This window comes from Pseudonocardia petroleophila (assembly GCF_014235185.1).
Classification (GTDB): domain Bacteria; phylum Actinomycetota; class Actinomycetes; order Mycobacteriales; family Pseudonocardiaceae; genus Pseudonocardia; species Pseudonocardia petroleophila.
On the sequence record NZ_CP060131.1, the window covers coordinates 5,461,407 to 5,482,431 of the forward strand.

Genomic DNA, 21,025 nt, shown 5'->3' on the forward strand with positions numbered 1-21,025 from the left:
GACGATCGGCGCACGTCGCGGCGCCGCGCCATCGTGGCACAGGCCGCCGGATCGCGCGTCGGACCCGGTCACGACGCGCGACCGGCGGGCCGCGGTGTCAGCCGACCGGTCGGGCCCCGACCGGCACCACCAGCGGCGTCCCGGCCACCGGATCGGCGATCACGCGGGCGTCGAGGCCGAACACCTCGCGCAGGAGGTCCTCGGTGATCACCTCGTGGGGGGTGCCCGCGGCGACGATCCGCCCGCCGCGCATCGCCACGAGCCGGTCGGCGTAGCGGGCGGCGAGGTTGAGGTCGTGCAGGACCATGACGACGGTGCGCCCCGCCTCGGAGTGCAGCCGCCGCACCAGCTCCAGCACGTCGACCTGGTGGGCGAGGTCGAGGAACGTGGTGGGCTCGTCGAGCAGCAGCAGGTCGGTGCCCTGGGCCAGCGCCATCGAGATCCAGGCGCGCTGGCGCTGCCCTCCGGAGAGCTCGTCGACGGGGCGCTCGGCGAGGTCGAGGATCCCGGTCCACTCCAGGGCCTGGTGCACCGCGTCCTCGTCGTCGGAGGACCACTGCCGGTACCAGGCCTGGTGCGGGTGCCTGCCGCGGGCGACGAGGTCGGCGACCGTCAGCCCCTCGGGCGCGGTCGGGGCCTGCGGCAGCACCCCGAGGATCGTCGCGACCTCCCGGGTGGCCATCCGGTCGATCCGCTCGCCGTCCAGCAGGACCCGGCCCGAGCTGGGCCTGAGCAGCCGGCCCAGCGCGCGCAGCAGCGTCGACTTCCCGCAGCCGTTGGGCCCGATGACGGCGGTGACCGTGCCGGCGACGACGTCGAGGTCCAGCCCGTCGACGACGACCCGGTCGCCGTAGCCGAGCCGGACCTCCTCCGCGCGCAGTCGCACGGGCGCGTCGACGGACGTCAGCAGTTCGGTCATGTGCGGGCCTCCCGGCCGTGTCGGGCGAGCAGGTAGAGCAGGTAGGGGGCGCCGACGACGGCGGTGACGATCCCGACCGGCAGGGGCGAGGGCAGCGCGGTGCGGGCGATGACGTCGGACAGGACCGTGAGCGCGGCGCCCACCAGCATCGACGCGGCGATCGGCGGCCGGGCGGCCCCGACCAGGCGCTGCGCGATCTGCGGGGCGACCAGCGCGACGAACGCGATCGGCCCCGCCGACGCGGTGGCCACGGCGGCCAGCCCGACGGCGACGACGAGCAGCCACGTGCGCGCGCGGTCGACGCGCAGGCCCAGGCCGCGGGCGGTGTCGTCGCCGAACTGGAGCGCGCCGAGCGCGTGGGCGAGGACCAGCGCGGCGGGCACCAGCACCACCAGCGCGAGCCCGACGGGGACCACGTGCTCCCAGCCCCGGGCGTTGAGGCTGCCGGTCAGCCAGACGGTGGCGCGCGCGGCCTCGTAGATCTCGGCGACGACCAGCAGCCACTGCACGAGCGCGAGCAGCATCGCGTTGATCCCGATGCCGACGAGGACGAGCCGGAAGCCCTGGATCCCCCGCCGCCAGGACAGCCCGTAGATGACGGCCGCGGTCAGCAGCCCGCCGATCAGCGCCGCGATCGGCAGTCCGGCCGCGGCGAGGGCGCCGCCGACGACGCCGAACCCGCCGCCGAGCACGATGACGAACACCGCGGTGGCGCTGGCGCCCATCGTGATGCCGATGATGTCGGGGCTGGCCAGGGGGTTGCGGGCGACGGCCTGGGTGATCGCGCCCGACACGGCCAGCGCGCCGCCGACCAGCGCGCCGGTGAGCGACTGGGGCAGGCGCAGGTCCAGCACGATGAACCGCTGCCCGCGGTCGCCGCCGCCGAGGAGCACGGCCACGACCTCGCCGATGCTGATCGGGAAGTCGCCCCGGCCGATGTTGACGACCAGGGCCAGCAGCAGCACGAGTGCGGTGACGGCGAGGACCAGCACGGTGCGCGGGCGCCAGACCACGGAGAACCGGCCGCGGCGAAGGGCGGGGCGGCCGGGGACCTTCGCGGGGGGCCCGGCCGGGCCCTTCGTCACGACCGCCATCAGATGTTCACCATCTTGCGGCGGCGCACGAGGTGGATGAAGAACGGCGCACCGACCAGGGCCAGCACGATCCCGACCTGCAGCTCGCCGGGGCGCACCAGCACGCGGCCGAGCACGTCGCCGACGAGCAGCAGCACCGCCCCGGACAGCGCGGAGGCCGGCAGCAGCCAGCGGTAGTCGGGCCCGGTGAAGGTGCGCACGATGTGCGGCACCACCAGCCCGACGAACGCGATCGGCCCGCACGCCGCGGTGGCCCCGCCCGCGAGCAGGGTGATCGCGACGATCCCGAGCACCCGGGTGCGCCGCACGGAGTGGCCCAGCGAGCGCGCGACGTCGTCGCCGAGGGACAGCGCGTTCAGGGCCGGTGCCGAGGCCAGCGCCATCAGGGCCCCCGCGCCGAGGAACCAGACGACGTTCGTCAGCACCTCGCCGTCGCGGCCGGCCAAGGAGCCGACGGCCCAGAACCGGTACGCGTCGAGCGTGGCGACGTCGACGAGGATCACCGCGGACGTCAGCGCGCCCAGCAGGGCGCTGATCGCCGACCCGGCCAGCGCGAGCGTCACCGGCGTGGCCCCACCGCGCCCGACCGACCCCAGCACGAACACCGCCACGCTCGCCGCGGCGGCGCCGGCGAAGGCGAACCAGACGTAGCCGAGCGGGTCGGTGACGCCGAACAGGTAGATCCCGATGACGACCAGGAACGCGGCACCGGCGTTGACGCCGAGCAGCCCGGGATCGGCCAGCGGGTTGCGGGTGTGGCCCTGGATGAGCGCCCCGGACAGCCCGAGCGCCGCACCGGCGACGAGGCCGAGGACCGTGCGCGGGATGCGCAGCGAGCGCACCACGATGTGGTCCTCCAGGCTGAGGTCGGGGCGGACCAGCGCGTCCCAGACGACGCCCGGCGGGATCGGCTTCGCCCCGACGGCCACGCTGAGCAGCGCCCCCGCGACGAGCGCCGCCAGCAGCAGCACCAGCCCGACGATCCGGCGCCCGCGCAGGGACCGGCGCGGCGCACGGGGCGGCCCGGTGGTCGGGCCGGGCACGGGGGTGACCGTGCTCAATGGGGTCTCCTCGGGGGCCGAATCCTGTGCTGTGCTCACCATAGGTGAGCCTCGCCTTGTGACCTACCCCGTCGGGTCACCGAATGTGCCGGCGCCCGTCCCGTGCTGGGATCCGGGCATGGACCGCATCTGGCCACTCCCCGCCGTCGACGACCCCGCGCTCGTCGACCACTACGCCTATCCCGACGTCGACGCCCCCTACGTCCGCGTCAACTTCGTCTCCAGCCTGGACGGGGCCGTCTCCGTCGACGGGCTCTCCGGCGGCCTGGGCACCGACGCCGACAAGCGCGTGTTCGGCGTGCTCCGGCAGCTGGCGCAGGTGGTGCTCGTCGGGGCCGGGACCGCCCGCGCCGAGGGCTACCGCGGTGCGCGCAGGCCGACGATCGGCACCGACACCCCGCCGCCGGTCGCCGTCGTCACCGGGTCAGCCGATCTCGACCCGGAGGCCGGGCTGTTCACCGACACGCAGGTCCCGACGATCGTCCTCACCACGGCCGGGGCCCCCCGCGCGCACCGCGACCGGCTCGCCGCCGCCGGGGCCGACGTCGCCGTCCTCGACGACCTCTCCCCCGCCGCCCTGCTCGCCGAGCTGGGCCGGCGCCGCCTGAACCGGGTCCTGTGCGAGGGCGGGCCGTCGCTGCACGGGGCGCTGGTGGACCACGACGCCGTCGACGAGCTGTGCCTCACCCTCTCGCCGCTGCTCGCCGCGGGCGACGCCGGCCGCATCGCCGTCGGGGGGACGGGGGGCGCGCCCCGCCCGATGGCGCTGGTCGGGGCCCTGCACGAGGAGGGGGCGCTCCTGCTCCGCTACCGCCGGTCCGGCGATGTTCAGGACCGTGACTAGTCCGATCGGGTGAGTTAGTGGGAGGTTGCACCGGGTACCTGCGTCCTAAGTCCGTACGCAACGGACGTGAACGACCTGAGGAGCGCTAATGACCACCCCCACGCCCACCCCCAGCCCCACCACCGGCGCCAGCCCCGCCCGCCTCGCCGACGACACCACGCAGGGCAAGACCACCATCGCCGCGTCGGTCGTGCAGAAGATCGCCGGCATCGCCGCGCGTGAGATCTCCGGCGTGCACTCGATGGGTGGCGGCGTGTCCCGCGCCTTCGGCGCCCTGCGCGAGCGCATCCCCGGCGGCGGCACCGGCGCCTCGAACATCGCGGGCGTCCAGGTCGAGGTCGGCGAGAAGCAGGCCGCGGTCGACCTCGACATCGTCGTCGAGTATGGCGCGTCCATCGTGGACCTCGCCCGCGCGGTGCGCCGCAACGTCATCACCGCCGTCGAGCGCATGACGGGCCTCGAGGTCATCGAGGTCAACATCGCCGTCAACGACATCCACCTGCCGTCCGAGGACGACGGTGCCTCCGAGGACGTCGTCGTCGCGCAGCCGTCGCGGGTCGAGTGACGGAGTCCGACACCATGGCTGGACCCACCGGAGCCCCGGTCGGCGGTGCCCGGACCGCCGACACCGACGCGCTCGCGGAGCTCGTCGCCGCCGCGGTGACCGCGCACCCCGCGGTCGCCCGGCTCGACGGCGGCTTGTTCGGGTCCGTCGCGACCTACCTGCCCGGCCGCCGCCTCGTCGGCGTGCGGATCGGGCAGGGCACGGAGCCGGTCGAGCTCGGCGTGGTGCTGCACCTGAGCGCCCGCATCCCGGACGTCGCCCGCGAGCTGCGGCGCGAGGTCTCGGCCCTGTGCGGCGGCACCGCCGTGAACATCACGGTGGCGGACCTGGCGGTCCCCGCGGCCGTGGTCGGCCCGCCGGCCACGGCCTGACCGGCCCGGCGCGATGACGGCGGACGATCCGTCCGGACGGATGACGCCGGAGCAGCGCGCGGAGTACCGCGCGTTCGTCCGCGACCACCATCCCGACCGCGGCGGCGACCCGGAGTTCTTCGTGGCCGGGCTCGCCCGGCTCCGGGCCGGCCGGGCGGCGCCGCCCCCGGACGACCGCCGGTACGACGCCCCGATCGAGATCGTCAGCCCGCTGCCACTGCCCGTCCGGGTGGTGGTGGCCCTCATCCGCACCGTGCGCCGCAACCGCGAACGCCGCGTCGACTAGTCGACCGCCGTCCGGCCGCACCGCCCCTCACCACAGGAGAACCCATGAACGCCACCCACACCGGCCTGCTGGCCGGTCTCATCCTCGGCGCCACCGGCGCGATCGGCGGCTTCGGCGCGTTCCTCGTCGCCCTCGTCATCGGCATCGTCGGACTCGTCGTCGGCCGCGTGCTCGACGGCGAGCTCGACCTGAACGCGGTGCTGGGCCGGGGTCGGGACCGGTGAGCGGGTCCGACGCCGCCGCCTCCCCCGAGGAGCGCGGCCGGCTCGACATCCACCCGACGGTGCTGCGCAAGATCGTCGAGCACGCCGCCGACGGCACCCCCGGCACGCTGCGCCACGAGCGTCGCCTCGCCGGGGTCGGCGTCGGGCAGGCCGGCTCCACCGCGAAGATCAGCGACGGCCCCGACGGCGCCGTCGACGTCGCGCTGGAGCTGACGCTCCAGTACCCCGCGCCCGTCCGCCGGACGGTCGACGCGGTCCGCGGCCGGGTGGGCGACGAGCTCACCCGCATCACCGGCCGCCGCATCCGCAACCTCGCCGTCACCGTGTCCGGCCTCCGTGGACCCGACGACGGCTCCACCGGCTCCGGCTCCCGAGTCCAGTAGGAGATGACCATGCGTGTCCTGCTCAGGGTCCTCGCCCCGCTGCTCGGCCTCGCGCTGGCCGCGGTCGGCGTCCTGACCGTCATCGAGGTCGTCGCCGCGTGGGTGCGGACCCCCGCCACCACCGGCCTGCTCGTCCCGTGGCCCGACTGGCGGGCCTCCCTGGAGGCGCTGACCTGGGCGGACGCGCCGGTTCCCGCCATCGCGATCGGCGTCGCGGTCCTCGGCCTGATCCTGCTGCTGATCGGCCTGCTCGCTCGTCGCCACGACATCGCGCTGACCTCCCCCGCCCCCGAGGTCGCCGTCACGACCTCCCCGCGGGTGCTCGCCCGGCTCGTCGGGCGCCGGGTCCGCGCCGCCGACGGGGTGGCCGCCGCGTCGGTCACCGCGACCGCCCGCAAGGTCTCCGTCGGCGCCCAGGCCTGGACCGACGCTGGGTCCGAACTCCGCAGCAGCGTCTCCTCCACCGTCGACACCCTGCTCGACGAGCTGCCGCTGGCCCGCCGCCCGCGCGTCGCCGTCACCGTGCAGGAGAGGAAGGGCCCCCGATGACCGTCTCGATGGAGAAGCCGGCCGATCCGCCGCCCGCCCCGCACTCGGGTGCGCTCAAGCGCCGCTCGAGGTCGGCCGTCGCGCGGTCCGCCGGTGGCGACCGCTCGGTGCTGGTGCTGCTCGGCCTCGTCGTGCTCGCCGCCGGCGTGCTGGTCGCCCTGCTGGGCTACGGCGTGTTCGGGGCCGACCGCGCCGGGCGGCCGCTGCTCGACCCGGTCGTCGTCGACGTCCTGCGGGCCCAGCCGCTGATCGCGCGGATCGTCGCGATCGCCGTCGGGCTCCTGCTGCTGGTGCTCGGCCTGACCTGGGCCGCCCGCTCGCTGCGCCCGGAGCGCAAGCCGGACCTGGTCATCGACCGCGGCCCGACGACGGCCATCACCGTCAGCTCCTCCGCGGCGGCCGACGCGCTCGCCGCGCAGGCCGCCGACCTGCCCGGCGTCGGCCGGGCCAAGGCCCGCATGGTCGGCACCGAGGACGCCCCGGCGCTGCGCGTGTGGGTGTGGCTCTCCGACGACGCCGACGTCCGCGACGTGCTGGAGAGGCTGCACGGCCAGGTCCTGACCTCGGCCCGCTCCTCGCTCGGGATCGCCGCCCTCCCGGTGGCCGTCCGCCTGGAGCTCGACCAGGCCACCAGCGGCCCGCGGGTCTCCTGACACCGCCGCACGCCTCCACCGCGACACCTTCACCGCTGCCACACCGGCCCTGCGACACGCTGCCCCGGTCATGATCGGGAACCCACGCCGCGTCGTCGCAGGGCTGTTGTGCCTGTCCGCCCTGCTGGCCGGGTGCGCGGTCGGCCCGTCGGAGCGGCCCCCGGTGGCGGTGCGCGGGCCGGACGGGCTCCCCGCCGCACCCGTGGCGCCCCCCGGGCCGTCGGTCCCCGCCGTGCCGCCGCTGCAGGCCCAGGACACCTCGATCCCGTTCGCCGACTGCACCGCGGGTGCGTTCGCCGCGTACGGGGTCGCCGTGCCCGCCGACCGCACGCTGCGCGTCGAGTGCGGGGAGTTGCCCGTCCCGGCCGACCCGGACCGCCCCGAGCAGGGCAGCGTGCTGCTCGGCGTCGTGCGGGTCGGTTCCGCGGGCGCCCCGCTCGACGGGCCGCCGCTGCTCGCCGTCGGCGACAGCGCCACCGACCCGACCGCGGGCCACGCCCTCGCCGTCGCCGCGCGCGTCGCACCCGCCGTCCTCGGCACCTACACGGTGATCGGGCTGGACCGGCGCGGGGCGGGGGCCGACCGCATCGACTGCGCCGACCCCGCCGCGCGTGCGGCACTCGTCGACGCCGACCCCGCCGCCACCTCGGAGACCGACCTCGCCGGGCTGCTGGAGCGGGCGCGGTCGGTGGTGCAGGACTGCAACCTCGCCGTGCCCTCCGCACTGGCCGGGTTCCGCAGCTCCGCGACCGCCGCCGACGTCGAGCAGCTGCGGGTCCGGCTCGGCGTGGCCCGGCTCTCCGCGGTCGGCACGGGTGACGGCGCGGGCGCGCTCGACACCTGGGCCCGCACCGCGCCGGGCGGGGTCGGCCGCCTCGTCCTCGACGGTCCGCCCGACACCACCGTCACCGAACCGGACCGCAGCACCGCCCGCGCGGCCTCCGCCGACGCCGCGTTCGACGCGTTCGCGCTGGCCTGCACCGGCGGTGGCACCTGCCCGCTCGGAGCCGATCCGCGGGCCGCCGTCACCGCGCTCGCCGACGCCCTGCGCACCCGTCCGCTGGCCGCGACCGACGGGCGTCGGCTCACCGCGGGCGCCGCGCTGCTCACCGTGCTCACGGTGCTCCCCCGGCCCGACGACTGGCCCGCACTGGCCGGGGCGCTCGCCGCGGCCGCCGCGGGCGACCCCACCGGCCTGCTCGGCCTGCTGGACCCGGTGACCGGCCCGGCCGGGGGCTTCGACGGGATGCTCGCCACGGCCTGCAACGACGACCCGGCGCGGCTGTCCCCGCCGGAGGTGAGCGCGCTCGCCACGACCCTGCGCACCGACCACCCGCTCGTCGGCGGCACGCTCGCCATCGGGCTGCTGGCCTGCGCGCCGTGGCCGGCCGGGACGGCGCGGTCCGCCCCCGACCCCGCAGGGACCCTGCCGCCGGTGCTGGTGGTGGGCACCGCGGCCGACCCGCGGCACCCGGCCGAGGGCGCCCGGCGGGTCGCCGAGCAGTACCCGACCGGCGCGTTCCTCAGCTGGCAGGGGGCCGGCACCGGCGCCTACCCGCGGACGCCGTGCGTCCGGGCCGCGGTCGACACCCTGCTCGTGGACGGCCTGCCCCCCGCGTCGGGCACGCTCTGCCCGCCGTGACCGGTCAGCCGGTGCAGTAGTTCTCCTTGGCGATCTCCACCAGGTCGGCGGCCTGCGCGCGGGTCACCGTCGGCAGCGACGCCGGCAGGGCGCGGGCGATCCGGGCCTCGTCGACGCCGTCGCCGAGCTCCTGGCAGACGAGCTCGGCGGCCTCGACCTCCGCAGCGCCGCCCCGGCTGGTGGGCACCCCGGCCTCGCGCAGCGCGCTGAGGAACGTGCTGCCGCGGTCGGAGAGCGGGTCGCCCTGGCTCAGCGCGGCCGTGTCGTCCTCGTCGGTCGCCGAGCCGTCGGTCGCGGTCGGCAGCTGCGGCACGACGGGGGCGGTCTCGACCACGGCCGTCGGCTGCGGGGCGGCGTCGCCGTTGTTGAGCAGGACGACACCGGTCAGGCCGAGCGCCCCGATGACGGCCCCGGCGGCCAGCAGCGGGCCGCGGCGGCGGAACAGGCCGCGGCGCTTCCCGGCGGCCCGGCGGGCGGCGCGGCCCCCGGTCGCGGAGACCGCGTCCTCCCCGGCCCCGGGGAGGATGTCGACCCCGCTGTCGACGACCTCGTCGTCGGCGGGACGGGCGTGGCGGCGGCCGCCGGCCGCGACGAGCGCGGTGGGCTGCTCGCCCGTGGACCCCGCGTCGACGGGCGCGGTGCCGACCAGCTCGGTCACCGGCTCGTCGGAGCGCGCGGAGGCGTCGTACGCAGCATCGTCGTACGCGGCATCGTCGTACGCAGCGTCGTCGTACGCAGCGTCGTCGTACTCGGCGTCGTAGCCCTGCTCGTCGTAGTGCGCGTCGTCGTACGCGGCGTCGTAGCCCGTGTCGTACGCCGCGTCGTCGTATCCGGCGTCGTAGGCGGGGTCGTAGCCCGCGTCGTCGTAGGCGCCGTCGTGACGCGGCCCGTCGTGACGCGGCCCGTCGTGGCGCGGTCCGTCGTGGCGCGGTCCGTCGTGGCGCGGTCCGTCGTGGGCGGGACCGTCGAACGCGGGCACGTCGAAGACCGTGGTCTCGGCGGCCGCGGCGCGGCGGCGGGCGGCCCGGCCGCCCTCGGGGGCGTCGTGCTCCGGGCGCGGGGCCGGGCCAGGGCGGGGCGAGGGGACCCGGCGCAGCACGTCGGTCTCCGACACCGCGTTCGACCCGGGCGCCGCGGCGAAGCCGGCAGGCGGGGGGAAGGCCGGGCCCGACGGGTCGGCGTGGCGCGGGCCGTCGCCGGACCCGTGCCGGGGGCCCGCGGGGTCGGGACGACCGTGCAGCCCGGGGAACGGCGGGCGGCCGTCGGGCTGCGGGGCGAACGGCAGTGCCTCGGCCGCGGCGGCGGCCCGGACGGCGGCGTCGGCCTGCACGGCGGCCTGGGCGGCGGCGTCCGCGGCGGCGGCGGCGCGGGCGGCCAGCTCGATGGCGGCCTTCGCGTCGGCGGCGGCGGCCGCGGCGGCGGCCTCGGCGGCCCGGGCGTTGGCCTCGGCAGCCCGGCGGCGCAGTGCGGCGTCCGGCGGGGAGAACTCGCCGGGCGTGAGGAGGTCGTGCCCCGGGCCGAACTCCCCGGCTCCTCGACCGCCACCGATCTCCGTCATCGGAGTACTCGACATCGTGCACCCCCCGTTCGATCCGGCCCCAGCGGCCTGTCGTCACTGGGTTCAACGACCGTGTGTTGCGGAGGTATCGCGAATGCGTCCATCCGGGTGTACGCCGCTCGGCGTGTCGTCACCGATCGCAGTAGGCGTGAGTGCTCAAGGGTGAGCTGGTGCGCATGTGGGGTGGGGGGCACGCCCGAGGTTACGACGGCGCAACATCCTCCGCCGGGGCCTTCGCCCGACTGGGTTGCACCCGCGTCGGCTCGCCCGGCATCTTGGGGTACTCCGGGGGGTACGGGAGCTCGCCCAGGCCACGATCCCGCTGGTCAGCGGCGTACCAGTCGAGTGCGGTCTCGATCCCCCCGACGGCCGCGTCCATGTCCTCGTGGGGGTCGCCGCGCTCGGCGAGCAGGCCCGGCACGGTGCGCACGTCGAAGTCCTCCGGCTCGACGTCGGGCAGCTGCTCCCACGTCACCGGCATCGACACCGTGGCCCGGGGCCGCCCGCGGACCGACCACGCCGACGCGACGGTGCGGTCGCGCGCGGCCTGGTTGTAGTCGAGGAACACCCGCTCGCCGCGCTCCTCCTTCCACCACGCCACGGTGGCCTGCTCGGGCAGCCGGTCGCACACCCGGCGCGCGATCGCGATGACGGCGTGCCGCACGTCGACGAAGTCCCACTCCGGGCGGATCCGCGCGAACACGTGCACGCCGCGCCCGCCGGAGGTCTTGGGCCAGCCCACGAGGCCGGCCTCGTCGAGCACCTCGTGCAGCGCGGCGGCGACGGCGCGGGCGTCGGCGAAGTCGGTGCCGGGCTGGGGATCGAGGTCGATGCGCAGCTCGTCGGGCCGGTCGGGGTCGGCGCGGCGGACCGGCCACGGGTGGAAGTCGAAGGTGCCCATGTTGGCCGCCCACAGCAGCACCGCGGCCTCGGTGGGGCACAGCGACTCCGCGGTGCGGCCGCTGGGGAACGTGACCCGGGCCGTCTCCGCGTAGTCGGGCGCACCCTTGGGCAGGCGCTTGCCGTAGAACGGCTCGCCGTCGACGCCGTCGGGGTACCGCTTGAGGTTGGTGGGCCGCTCGAACAGCACGCGCAGCAGCGGCTCGGCCACGGCGAGGTAGTAGTGCACCACCTCGCGCTTGGTGATCCCCGGCTCGGGGAAGTACACCTTGTCGCCGCTGGTCAGGCGCACCTCGCGGCCGCCGACGGACAGGAGCTCGACCGGTGCCTTGGACGCCACGGATCGGCACGCTACTCCGCTACCCTGACCGCGTGCCCGAACTCCACGGGCCCGGCGGTGCCCGTTTCGACAACGAGCTCCTCGGGCTCGACCCCACCGATCCCGAGGCCCAGGCCTTCGCAGAGCATCTCGACCGGATGGAGCACCAGCGCCCCGCGTTCACGGTGGAGGGCTACCTCGACGGCGTCAGCGCGTTCGCCGACTCCGCCAACCGGGCCGAGGGCGGCCGCCGGTGGAGCGCCGTGGCCGTCGTCGTCCTGCTCCTCGCCGTCGCGGCGTTCCTGGTCTGGGAGGCCTTCGTGTTCGTGGTGATGACGTGGCTGTGATGACGTGGCTGTGATGACGTGGGCGTGATGACGTGGGCGTGATGACGTGGGCGTGACGACGTGGGCGTGACGACGTGGGCGTGAGGTCGTGGTTCCGACGTAGCCTGGGACGCATGGATCCCGCCACCCCCGACACCGAGCCCGAGGCCACGGTCGTGAAGTCCGACGCCGAGTGGCGCGCGCAGCTCACGCCCGCCGAGTACCAGGTCCTGCGCCAGGCCGGCACCGAGCGCCCGTTCGTCGGCGAGTACACCGACACGAAGACCGAGGGCGTCTACTCCTGCCGCGCGTGCGACGCCGAGCTGTTCCGCAGCGACACCAAGTTCGAGTCGCACTGCGGCTGGCCGTCGTTCTACACCCCCCTCGCGGGCGAGGCCGTCATCGAGCGCACCGACTACTCGATGGGCATGAAGCGCGTCGAGGTGGTCTGCGCCGCCTGCAAGAGCCACCTCGGGCACGTGTTCGAGGGCGAGGGCTACGGCACCCCCACCGACCTGCGCTACTGCATCAACTCCATCTCCCTGCGCCTGCAGGAGAAGTAGCCGGGGGCGGGCGGCCGGCCCGCGTGGAAGGATCTTCGCGTGATCCGCCGCGCGGGCGCCCTGCTGGCCGCCACCGTCCTGCTCGCCCTCGCCGCGTGCGGCTCGGCCGACGACCCGGGCTCCGCCCCGCTGCCCGGCTACACGCTCGACCTGCCGGACCTCGAGCCGCTCGACACCCCCGCCGGCCCCACCCAGGTGCTCTCGGGCGTGCTCGGCAGCGCCGGGTACCTCGTCGAGGTCCCCCCGGAGTGGAACGGCGACCTGGTCGTGTGGACGCACGGCTACCTCGGCAACTCCGACGCGCTCGTCGTCGACGCGCCCTACTACGGGCTGCGGCAGCGGTTCGTCGAGCAGGGCTACGCGTGGGCGGCGTCGTCGTACGACCGCAACGGCTACGACGTCGCCTCGGGCGTGCGCTCGACGCGCGAGCTGGCCGACGCGTTCGCCGGGCTCGCGGGCACCCCGACCGCCCCGACCCGCACCTACCTCGCGGGGATCTCGATGGGTGGGCACGTCGCGGCGCGGTCGGTCGAGGAGTACCCCGACCGCTACGCCGGCGCGCTGCCGCTGTGCGGGGCGCTCGGCGACGTCGCGATCTTCGACTACTTCCTCGGCGTCCAGCTCGTCACCGAGGCGCTGGCCGGGGTGCGGTACTACCCGCCGGGCCCCGCGTTCGCCGACACCGTGCTCCCCCGCCTCCACGCCGCGCTCGGGCTGACCCCCGGCGACCCCGCGGTGACCTCCCCCGCCGCGCAGCAGCTGCGCGCGGCGGTCGTCCTCGGCTCCGGTGGCGCGCGCCCCGGCACCGACGCGGCGTTCGGCTTCTGGAAGGACGTGCTGCTCGAGCTGGGCGTGCGGGAGCCGGCCGGGCCCGTGGGGGGCGTGGCCGCCGACCCCGAGGTCGTGGCCACCAACGTCGGCGCCGACGTGCAGCCGGGCACGCCCGTCGACCTGAACGCGGCCGTGCGGCGCGTGGCGCCCGCCGATCCGGCGACCCGCGCGTCCACCGCGCTGACCGCGGTGGCGCCGATCGCCGGCCGCCCGGCCGTCCCGGTCCTCAGCCTGCACGCGCTGGGCGACCTGTACGCGCCGTTCTCGATGGAGCAGGTCTACGCCACCGAGGTGGCCGCGTCGGGGCGGTCGGCCGACCTGGTGCAGCGGGCGATCCGCAACGCCGGGCACTGCGAGTTCTCCGACGCCGAGGCCGGTGCCGCGTGGGACGACCTCGTCACCTGGGTGACCGACGGCCTCCGGCCGGACGGCGACGACGTGCTCGACGCCGCCGCCGTCGCCGATCCCGCGTACGGCTGCCGGTTCTCCGATCCGGAGGCGTACCGGATCGCGCCGGAGCCGTCGGAGGCCGACACGCGCCGCCTGTTCGATCCCTGCCCGACCTGACGACCGTCGGTGACCCGTCCCACCCCGCTTTGACACGATCGTTAGCACTACGAACAGTGGGGTGGTGTCCCGCCTCGATCGTCTCGCCGTACCCGCCCTCAGCGTGGCCTTCGTGCCGCTGTGGGCCTCCGGGTTCATCGCGGGCAAGCTCGCGACCCAGCGGATGGACGTGGCCACCACCCTGCTGTGGCGGTTCGTCGTCGCCGCCGTCGTGCTGGGCGCGGTCATGGCCGTCACCCGGCCCGCCCTGCCGCGCGGCCGGGCGTGGCTGCACCTGGCCGTCACCGCCCTGCTGCTGCAGGTCGGGCAGTTCTCCGCGGTCTACACCGGGCTCTCGCTCGGGGTGTCGGCCGGCCTGTCGAGCCTGGTGCTCGGGATGGCGCCGCTGCTCGTCGGCCTGCTGACGCCGCTGCTGCTGGGCGACCGGCTCGGCCCGGCCCCGGTGCTCGGGCTGCTGATCGGCGCGGCCGGGGTCTACGTGGTGCTCAGCGACGAGCTGGGCGACGCGCGGCTCGGCGCGGCCGTGCTGCTGCCGGTGCTGGGCATGCTGGCCCTGGCCGCGGGCACGCTCTACCAGAAGCGGTTCGGCGCGGGGACGGCGATCAGCATGAGCGTCTCGGTCCAGATGCTGACCTCGCTCGCCGTGCTGCTGGTCGTCATGCCGTTCACCGGGGCGGCCTGGCTGCCCCCGACGCCCGGTGCGTGGGCCGCGGCGGTCTGGCTGGGCGTGTTCAACTCCGCGCTCGCGTTCGCAGCGATGTTCGTGCTGCTGCGGAGGGTCTCCACCGTGCACGTCAGCGCCCTGCTCAACCTCGTGCCCGCCACCGTCGCGCTGGGGGCCGTGCCGATCCTGGGCGAGGCGCTGACGCCGCAGGCCGTGATCGGCCTGGGCATCGCGCTCGTCGGGATGTACGTCGGGCTGGGCCACCTGGGACGGGTGACGGTCGGGCGGCGGCGCTCAGCGTCGCCGGAAGTCCGCGGCGAGGGTCGCGAACGCGTCGGGATCGACCAGTGACGTCGTGTCGCCCGGCTCCCGCCCGGCGGTGACGTCGAGCAGCAGCCGGCGCATGATCTTGCCGGAGCGGGTCTTGGGCAGCTCGTCGACGACGATCACCTCCCGCGGCCGCGCGACCGGCCCGAGCTCGCGGCCGACGTGGGCGCGCAGGTCGGCGTCGAGGTCCTCCCCCGGCGCGGCCTCCCCCGCGGTGACGACGAACGCGACCACGGCCTGCCCGGTGGTGCCGTCCGGTGCCCCGACGACCCCCGCCTCGGCGACGCGCGGGTGGCTGACCAGCGCCGACTCCAGCTCGATCGAGCTGAGCCGGTGCCCGGACACGTTCATCACGTCGTCGACGCGGCCCTGCAGCCAGACGTAGCCGTCGGCGTCGACCCGGGCGCCGTCGCCGGCGAGGTACCAGCCCCGGTCCCCGAACCGCGCGTAGTAGGACACCACGAACCGCTCGGGGTCGCCCCACACCGTGCGGGCCATCCCCGGGCCGGCGCGGTCGATCACCAGCAGGCCGCCCTCGTCCGGGTCGCAGGTGCGGCCCGCCTCGTCGACGACCCGCACCGACATCCCCGGCAGCGCGCGGGTCGCCGAGCCGGGCTTGAGGACGGTCACGCCGGGCAGCGGCGCCACGACGGCGGCCCCGGTCTCCGACTGCCACCACGTGTCGACGACCGGGCAGCGCCCGCCGCCGATCACCCGGTGGAACCAGCGCCACGCCTCGGGGTTGATCGCCTCGCCGACCGACCCGAGCAGCCGCAGCGACGACAGGTCGTGCGCGGCGGGGACCTGCTCGCCCCACTTCATGTACGTCCGGACCAGCGTGGGGGCCGTGTAGTACACGGTGACGCCGTGCTTGGCGATGATCGCGAAGTGCCGGCCCGGCTCGGGGGTGTCCGGGGTGCCCTCGTAGAGCACCTGCGTCACGCCGTTGGACAGCGGCCCGTACACCTCGTAGGTGTGCGCGGTGACCCACGCGAGATCGGCGGTGCACCAGTAGACGTCGTCGGGCCGGTGGTCGAAGCAGGCCCACGCCGTCCAGGACGCCTGGGTGAGGTAGCCGCCCATGGTGTGCAGCAGGCCCTTCGGCGTGCCGGTCGTGCCCGAGGTGTAGACCAGCATGAGCGGGGACTCGGCGGGGAACGCGGCGGCCTCGTGCGTGCCCGGCTGCGGGTCGACGACGTCGTGCCACCAGACGTCGCGGCCGTCGGTCCAGTCGACCTCGCCGCCGGTGCGGCGGACGACGAGCACGTGCTCGACCGAGCCCACGCCCTCGACCGCGGCGTCGGCGTTCCGCTTCACCGGCACCGCCCTGCCCCTGCGGTACTGGCCGTCCGTGGTGACCAGCAGCTTCGCCGCCCCGTCGGTGACCCGGAAGCGCAGCGCCGCGGCGGAGAAGCCGCCGAAGACCATCGAGTGCACGGCGCCGATCCGGGCGCACGCCAGCATCACCACGACCGTCTCCACCAGCACCGGCAGGTAGACGACCACCACGTCGCCCGGTCCCACCCCGAGCGCGGTGAGCGCGTGCGCGCAGCGGGCGACCTCGGCCGCCAGCTCCGCGTAGGTGACGCGCCGCTCGTCGCCCGGCTCGCCCTCCCACAGCAGCGCGACCTTGTCCCCCAGCCCCGCCTCCACGTGCCGGTCGACGCAGTTGCGGGCCACGTTGAGGGTGCCGTCGGCGAACCAGGTGACGGCGGGGAACGCGCTGCCGTCGTAGCCGTGGCGGGGCTCGCGCCCCCACTCCAGGCGCCGGGCCTGCCGCAGCCAGAACGCGTCGGGGTCGGCGGCCGCCTCGGCGTAGACGTCGGCGCGGACGTTCGCGGAGGCGGCGAGTGGGGCGGGGGGCGGGAACGACGAGGTCACCGAGCCCAGCGTGCCACCGCACTTCCGGCCGAGGGGCTCTCAGGTGATCAGTACCTCCGGCCGAGGTTCCTCACGGCTTCCGCGCGCACGCTGGAGCCATGACCGATCTCCTCGCCGTCCTGGGTCCCGCGGGTGGTGTGGCGGTGCTCGCCGTGATGGCGATCGTGCCGCTGCTGCTCGACCTGCCGCAGCGTCGGCGCGCACCCGTCCCCGAGCTGGTCGTCCCGCGGCAGCGCACGGCCCACCCGGAGCGGCGCGCGGTCCCCGCGGGCCGCTGAGCGCTACGGGAGCGCGTTCACCAGCGCCTCCACCCGCACCCGCGGGCCGGTGTAGAACGGGATCTCCTCCCGGACGTGCCGGCGGGCCTCGGTGGCGCGCAGGTCGCGCATGAGGTCGACGATCCGGTCCAGCGCGTCGCACTCGAACGCGAGGATCCACTCGTAGTCGCCGAGGGCGAACGCGGGGACGGTGTTGGCGCGCACGTCGGCGTACCCGCGGGCGGCCTTGCCGTGGTCGGCCAGCATCGTGCGGCGCTCGTCGTCGGGGAGCAGGTACCAGTCGATGGACCGGACGAACGGGTAGACGCAGACGTACCCCTTGGGCTCCTCCCCCGCCACGAACGCGGGGATGTGGCTCTTGTTGAACTCCGCGGGCCGGTGCAGCGCGACCTGGCTCCAGACCGGCGTGCTCGCGCGGCCGAGCGCGGTGCTGCGGCGCAGGTCGGCGTAGGCGCCCTGCAGGGCCTCGACGTTGTCGGCGTGCCACCAGACCATGTAGTCGGCGTCGGCGCGCATGCCGGCGAGGTCGTAGACGCCGCGGACGGTGACGCCCTTGCCCTCCAGACCGTCGAGGAACTCCGCCGCCTGGGCGGCCGGCTCCGTGCGGTCGTCGCCGAGGCGGCCGGGTTCGGCGCGGAACACCGACCACATCGTGTAGCGGATGGTGCTGTTGAGCTCGGCGTAGTCGAGGCGGGCCATGGCCCCATCGTGCCACCCGCGGCGTCCGCGGGACGGCGGTGGTCGGGTGGCCGCGGTGGTCGGGTGGCCGCCGTGGTCAGGTGGCCGCGGTCGTGCCGGCGGCGATCCGCTCCGCCGCCGCCCGGGCCGTCGCCACGCACGCCGGCACGCCCACGCCGTGCAGGGCGGCGCCGGCCACCGCGATCCCGGCCGGGAGCCCGCCCTCGACCGCGGCGACGCGGTCGAGGTGCCCGACGCCGTACTGCGGCAGGCCCCCGCCCCAGCGCTGGACGACCGCCGCGACGGGCTCGGCCGTGACGCCGGTGAGCACCGCGAGGTCGGCGCGGACCCGGGCGACCAGCTCCGCGTCGTCGACCTGGAGGGTGGCCGCCTCCCCGAACCGGCCGAGCGACGCCCGGAGGCGGACCAGGCCGTCATCGCCGAGGTGGGCCCACTTCGTCGACGAGTGCGTGACCCCCTTGACCCCCAGCGGTTCCCCCGCGGCGACCAGGGTGCCCGACGTCGCGGGGAGGCCGACGCCGCCCGGGTAGGCCAGCGCCACCACGGCGGACGAGGCCAGCTCGATCTCCCCCGCCGCCCGGGCCGGGCCGGGCGCGACCGGCGCGAGCAGCTTCGCCGCAGCGGGGGCGGGCACGGCGAGCACGACGGCGTCGACGTCGAGGGGTTCGGGGGCCGTCGTCGGGCCGAGGACCAGCCGCCAGCCGGCCTCGCGGCGCTCCAGCGCCCGGACCGTCACGCCGAGCCGCAGCTCCGGGCGGGCGGCCGCGAGCAGCGCGTCGAGCAGGACGCGGTAGCCGCCGCGGACGGCCCCGAACACCGGGCCACCGGTCGCGAGGGCCGGGTCCGGCGCCCCGCGGGCGGGGGTCGCGCGACCCGCGGGCGGGGCCGTCGCCCGGTCCGCCGCCGCCGTCACCGACGGGGCTCCCGCGTCCAGCGCCCTGGCCAGGGCCGGGATCGTGGCGCGCAGCCCGAGCGCGTCGACGCGGCCGGCGTAGACCCCGCCGAGGAGGGGGTCGGCGAGGCGGTCGGCGGTCTCGTCGCCGAAGCGCCCGCGCAGCAGCGCCCCGAGCGCGACGTCGGCCCCCGGCTCCCACGACAGCGGCCGGGACGGCTCGGCGGCGACCGCGGCGAGACCGGCCGGGGACAGCAGCGCGTCGAGCCGGGCGGCGCCGGTCGGCACCCCGAGCAGGGTGCCGCCGGGCAGCGGCGCGGTGCGCCCACCGGCCCGGACCGTGGCCGACGCGGCCGTCGGGTGCACCGCGGGGTCGAGCCCCAGCTCGGCGAGCAGGGCCGGGACCTCCGGGCGACGCGCGAGGAACGCCTCGGCGCCGACGTCGAACGCCATCCCGGCCAGGTCGACGGTGCGCAGCACCCCGCCGACGCGGTCACGCTGCTCCAGCACCGTGATCCGGGCGTCCGGCCCGAGCAGGGTGCGCAACCGGTGGGCGGCGGCGAGGCCGGAGATCCCGCCGCCGACGACGGCGACCCGCATCACACCGGCTGGCGGTGCACCAGGTCGACCACGCGGGTGATCACGTCGGGGTCGGTGTCGGGCAGCACGCCGTGGCCGAGGTTGAACACGTGCCCCGGCGCCCGGCGGCCCTCCGCGGCGATCCGCTCGACCTCGCCGGTGATCGACGCCCGGTCGGCGAACAGCACAGCCGGGTCGAGGTTGCCCTGCACCGGGTGGGTGCCGCCGGCGCGGCGGGCCGCGTCGTCGAGCGGGATGCGCCAGTCGACGCCGACGACGTCGGCCCCGGCCTCCGCCATCGCCCCGAGCAGCTCGCCGGTGCCGACGCCGAAGTGGATGCGCGGCACGCCCGCGTCGACCAGGCCGCCGAGCACCCGGGCGGAGTGCGGCAGGACGTACTCGCGGTAGTCGCGCTCGGACAGGGCCCCGGCCCAGGAGTCGAACAGCTGCACCGCGTCGACGCCCGCGGCGATCTGGGCGCGCAGGAACGTCGAGGTCATGTCGGCGAGGCGCCCGAGCAGCGCGTGCCAGACGTCGGGGGCGCTGCGCATCAGCGCCTTGGTGCGCTCGTGGTTGCGGCTCGGCCCGCCCTCGATGAGGTAGGAGGCGAGCGTGAACGGGGCCCCCGCGAAGCCGATCAGCGGGGTGTCGCCCAGCTCGGCCAGCAGCAGCGCGATCGCGTCGGTGACCGGGGTGATCTGCTCGTCGTCCAGGACCGGGAGCCGGTCGACGTCGGCGGCGGTCCGCACGGGGTGCGCCACGACCGGGCCGGTGCCGGCGACGATGTCGACGCCGACGCCCGCCACGTACAGCGGGACGACGATGTCGCTGAACAGGATCGCGGCGTCGACGCCGTGGCGGCGCACCGGCTGCAGCGTGATCTCGCACGTGAGGTCGGGCGTCAGGCAGGCCTGCAGCATCCCGCTGTCCTTGCGCAGCGCCCGGTACTCCGGCAGCGACCGGCCGGCCTGGCGCATGAACCACACCGGCAGGCGCGCGGGTCGCCCCCCGCGGGCGGCGACGAGGAACGGGGCGGACGCGAGATCGCGTCGGGCACCGGTGGGGGCGGGAGCTGTGTGCGCGACCATGGCCCCGCCATCTTCCCACGCCGGTGAACCGCCCCGCCGGGTGAGGGCGCCACCGGAACGTGGGGGCCCGGCGCGCCTCGCCGACCAGGCGTGTCGCGCGACCTAGAGTCCCGGCTCGTGCCTGATGCGACCGCCTCCCCACCACCCGAGTTCCGCCGCGCGGTCGCCTCGCTCGGCACCCTCCGGCCGCGCCCGGAGCTGATCGTCACCGCGCTGGACGCCCCGCCGCGGCTCGCGCCGTGGACGTGGGCGCTGTCGGTGGAGGTCGCCGACTCCACGCTGGGCCGCGCGGCCGCCGAGGACGGCGTCGACGAGTCCGACACCTCGGGGCGGCTGATCCTGCTGCACGACCCGGCCGGGCAGGACGCCTGGGAGGGCACCTTCCGGCTCGTCTGCTTCGTCCAGGCCCGCCTGGAGCCCGAGCAGCTCGGCGACGAGATGCTGCCGGTCGTCGGATGGTCGTGGCTGACCGAGGCCCTCGAGGACCACGGCGCCGACCACGTGGCGCTGGGCGGCACCGTCACGCAGACCTCCTCGGTGCGCTTCGGCGACATCGCCGGGCCCCGCCGCGACGACGACGTGGAGCTCCGCGCGTCGTGGACGCCGAACGGCACGGACCTGTCCCGGCACGGCGAGGCGTTCTGCGCCTTCGTCGCGTCGGCCGCAGGGCTACCGCCGGTCGGCGCAGTTCCTCTCGCTCATCGAAGTTCTTGAACCGCGTGCCCACCTGCGGTTACACCGCCCGCGGTGATCGGGACCGTCACCCGATCGTGTGGACGGGGAGCGACAAGGCTGTAACTTTCACCCCGCTAAGTTCGATCCGATACACGACGTTAGACCGCTTGGGGGGCTACGCTTCCTCCACGACACCTCCTCGGGCGGTCTCTTCGCCGGCCGAGGTCTGGTGCCGGTCGGGGGCAACGACCGACTCCAGGGAGGTAACACCGTGGCCGTAGTTGGCC

Annotated in this window: 24 protein-coding genes; 15 read left to right on the plus strand and 9 right to left on the minus strand. The window is 76.1% G+C overall.

Features of this window, described 5'->3' with window-relative positions; all coding sequences use genetic code 11:
• Positions 1–97: 97 nt before the first annotated feature.
• From H6H00_RS26895 to H6H00_RS26905, 3 genes are read right to left on the minus strand one after another with little or no spacing between them, the layout of a single operon-like run.
• Positions 98–919 (minus strand): ABC transporter ATP-binding protein, encoded by an 822-nt coding sequence (locus tag H6H00_RS26895; RefSeq protein ID WP_185718446.1) that lies wholly within the window; start codon positions 917–919, stop codon positions 98–100.
• Positions 916–2,013: a FecCD family ABC transporter permease gene (locus H6H00_RS26900; protein WP_185718447.1), complete on the minus strand. Its 1,098-nt coding sequence runs from the start codon at positions 2,011–2,013 to the stop codon at positions 916–918. The genes H6H00_RS26895 and H6H00_RS26900 overlap by 4 nt, the downstream gene beginning before the upstream one ends.
• Positions 2,013–3,056 carry a FecCD family ABC transporter permease gene (locus tag H6H00_RS26905; RefSeq protein ID WP_255425389.1) on the minus strand — a complete coding sequence of 348 codons (1,044 nt, stop codon included), beginning with the start codon at positions 3,054–3,056 and terminating at the stop codon, positions 2,013–2,015. The genes H6H00_RS26900 and H6H00_RS26905 overlap by 1 nt, the downstream gene beginning before the upstream one ends.
• A gap of 136 nt (positions 3,057–3,192) precedes the next feature.
• Here H6H00_RS26905 and H6H00_RS26910 point away from each other — a divergent pair, with 136 nt between their 5' ends.
• The 9 genes from H6H00_RS26910 (at position 3,193) to H6H00_RS26950 (ending at position 8,591) form a co-directional block, all read left to right on the plus strand.
• Positions 3,193–3,918: a pyrimidine reductase family protein gene (locus tag H6H00_RS26910; RefSeq protein WP_185718449.1), complete on the plus strand. Its 726-nt coding sequence runs from the start codon at positions 3,193–3,195 to the stop codon at positions 3,916–3,918.
• Positions 3,919–4,006: 88 nt separating this feature from the next.
• A complete protein-coding gene (locus H6H00_RS26915; protein ID WP_185718450.1) occupies positions 4,007–4,483 on the plus strand; it encodes an Asp23/Gls24 family envelope stress response protein in 477 nt (158 codons plus the stop codon).
• A gap of 14 nt (positions 4,484–4,497) precedes the next feature.
• The gene (locus H6H00_RS26920; protein ID WP_185718451.1) at positions 4,498–4,854 is read left to right on the plus strand and encodes a hypothetical protein; all 357 of its coding nucleotides are present in this window, start codon (positions 4,498–4,500) and stop codon (positions 4,852–4,854) included.
• A 40-nt stretch (positions 4,855–4,894) separates the two neighbouring features.
• Positions 4,895–5,140, plus strand: coding sequence for a hypothetical protein (locus tag H6H00_RS26925; RefSeq protein ID WP_185718452.1), 246 nt, complete (start codon positions 4,895–4,897; stop codon positions 5,138–5,140).
• Between the two features lie 44 nt (positions 5,141–5,184).
• A complete protein-coding gene (locus tag H6H00_RS26930) occupies positions 5,185–5,364 on the plus strand; it encodes a hypothetical protein (RefSeq protein ID WP_185718453.1) in 180 nt (59 codons plus the stop codon).
• Positions 5,361–5,747 carry an Asp23/Gls24 family envelope stress response protein gene (locus H6H00_RS26935; RefSeq protein ID WP_185718454.1) on the plus strand — a complete coding sequence of 129 codons (387 nt, stop codon included), beginning with the start codon at positions 5,361–5,363 and terminating at the stop codon, positions 5,745–5,747. Before H6H00_RS26930 ends, H6H00_RS26935 begins: the two co-directional genes overlap by 4 nt.
• Before the next feature lie 9 nt (positions 5,748–5,756).
• Positions 5,757–6,296, plus strand: coding sequence for a DUF6286 domain-containing protein (locus H6H00_RS26940; RefSeq protein ID WP_185718455.1), 540 nt, complete (start codon positions 5,757–5,759; stop codon positions 6,294–6,296).
• Positions 6,293–6,949: an alkaline shock response membrane anchor protein AmaP gene (locus H6H00_RS26945; RefSeq protein WP_185718456.1), complete on the plus strand. Its 657-nt coding sequence runs from the start codon at positions 6,293–6,295 to the stop codon at positions 6,947–6,949. The genes H6H00_RS26940 and H6H00_RS26945 overlap by 4 nt, the downstream gene beginning before the upstream one ends.
• A gap of 70 nt (positions 6,950–7,019) precedes the next feature.
• Positions 7,020–8,591 carry an alpha/beta hydrolase gene (locus tag H6H00_RS26950; RefSeq protein ID WP_185718457.1) on the plus strand — a complete coding sequence of 524 codons (1,572 nt, stop codon included), beginning with the start codon at positions 7,020–7,022 and terminating at the stop codon, positions 8,589–8,591.
• A gap of 4 nt (positions 8,592–8,595) precedes the next feature.
• Here H6H00_RS26950 and H6H00_RS26955 read toward each other — a convergent pair whose 3' ends face one another.
• The gene (locus H6H00_RS26955; RefSeq protein WP_185718458.1) at positions 8,596–10,149 is read right to left on the minus strand and encodes a DUF732 domain-containing protein; all 1,554 of its coding nucleotides are present in this window, start codon (positions 10,147–10,149) and stop codon (positions 8,596–8,598) included.
• Positions 10,150–10,351: 202 nt separating this feature from the next.
• Positions 10,352–11,389 carry a non-homologous end-joining DNA ligase gene (gene ligD / locus H6H00_RS26960; protein WP_185718459.1) on the minus strand — a complete coding sequence of 346 codons (1,038 nt, stop codon included), beginning with the start codon at positions 11,387–11,389 and terminating at the stop codon, positions 10,352–10,354.
• A 32-nt stretch (positions 11,390–11,421) separates the two neighbouring features.
• Here ligD and H6H00_RS26965 point away from each other — a divergent pair, with 32 nt between their 5' ends.
• The 4 genes from H6H00_RS26965 (at position 11,422) to H6H00_RS26980 (ending at position 14,670) form a co-directional block, all read left to right on the plus strand.
• Complete coding sequence (locus H6H00_RS26965) at positions 11,422–11,715, plus strand: hypothetical protein (protein WP_185718460.1); 294 nt, start codon at positions 11,422–11,424, stop codon at positions 11,713–11,715.
• Positions 11,716–11,828: 113 nt separating this feature from the next.
• On the plus strand, positions 11,829–12,257 hold the full coding sequence (gene msrB, locus H6H00_RS26970; RefSeq protein WP_185718461.1) for a peptide-methionine (R)-S-oxide reductase MsrB: 429 nt from the start codon (positions 11,829–11,831) through the stop codon (positions 12,255–12,257).
• 39 nt (positions 12,258–12,296) lie between these two features.
• Positions 12,297–13,655, plus strand: a complete 1,359-nt coding sequence (locus H6H00_RS26975) for an alpha/beta hydrolase (RefSeq protein ID WP_185718462.1) — start codon at positions 12,297–12,299, stop codon at positions 13,653–13,655.
• 64 nt (positions 13,656–13,719) lie between these two features.
• Positions 13,720–14,670 (plus strand): DMT family transporter, encoded by a 951-nt coding sequence (locus H6H00_RS26980; RefSeq protein WP_185718463.1) that lies wholly within the window; start codon positions 13,720–13,722, stop codon positions 14,668–14,670.
• Here the strand turns inward: H6H00_RS26980 and acs are convergent.
• Positions 14,614–16,527 (minus strand): acetate--CoA ligase, encoded by a 1,914-nt coding sequence (gene acs, locus H6H00_RS26985; RefSeq protein ID WP_255425390.1) that lies wholly within the window; start codon positions 16,525–16,527, stop codon positions 14,614–14,616. The two genes, H6H00_RS26980 and acs, sit on opposite strands and share 57 nt — an antisense overlap.
• Before the next feature lie 98 nt (positions 16,528–16,625).
• Here acs and H6H00_RS26990 point away from each other — a divergent pair, with 98 nt between their 5' ends.
• Positions 16,626–16,805 (plus strand): hypothetical protein, encoded by a 180-nt coding sequence (locus H6H00_RS26990; protein WP_185718464.1) that lies wholly within the window; start codon positions 16,626–16,628, stop codon positions 16,803–16,805.
• Between the two features lie 3 nt (positions 16,806–16,808).
• Here the strand turns inward: H6H00_RS26990 and hemQ are convergent, their stop codons facing one another.
• The 3 genes from hemQ to hemE all read right to left on the minus strand — a co-directional run bounded on the left by hemQ (position 16,809) and on the right by hemE (position 20,063).
• Entirely contained in the window at positions 16,809–17,504 is a 696-nt protein-coding gene (gene hemQ, locus H6H00_RS26995; RefSeq protein WP_185718465.1) for a hydrogen peroxide-dependent heme synthase, read from the minus strand.
• Between the two features lie 76 nt (positions 17,505–17,580).
• A complete protein-coding gene (gene hemG / locus H6H00_RS27000) occupies positions 17,581–18,996 on the minus strand; it encodes a protoporphyrinogen oxidase (RefSeq protein ID WP_185718466.1) in 1,416 nt (471 codons plus the stop codon).
• Entirely contained in the window at positions 18,996–20,063 is a 1,068-nt protein-coding gene (hemE, locus tag H6H00_RS27005; RefSeq protein ID WP_185718467.1) for a uroporphyrinogen decarboxylase, read from the minus strand. The genes hemG and hemE overlap by 1 nt, the downstream gene beginning before the upstream one ends.
• 117 nt (positions 20,064–20,180) lie before the next feature.
• On the opposite strand from hemE, the gene H6H00_RS27010 reads away from it, so the two are divergent.
• Entirely contained in the window at positions 20,181–20,777 is a 597-nt protein-coding gene (locus H6H00_RS27010) for a DUF3000 domain-containing protein (protein WP_185718468.1), read from the plus strand.
• The last annotated feature ends 248 nt before the right edge of the window (positions 20,778–21,025 follow it).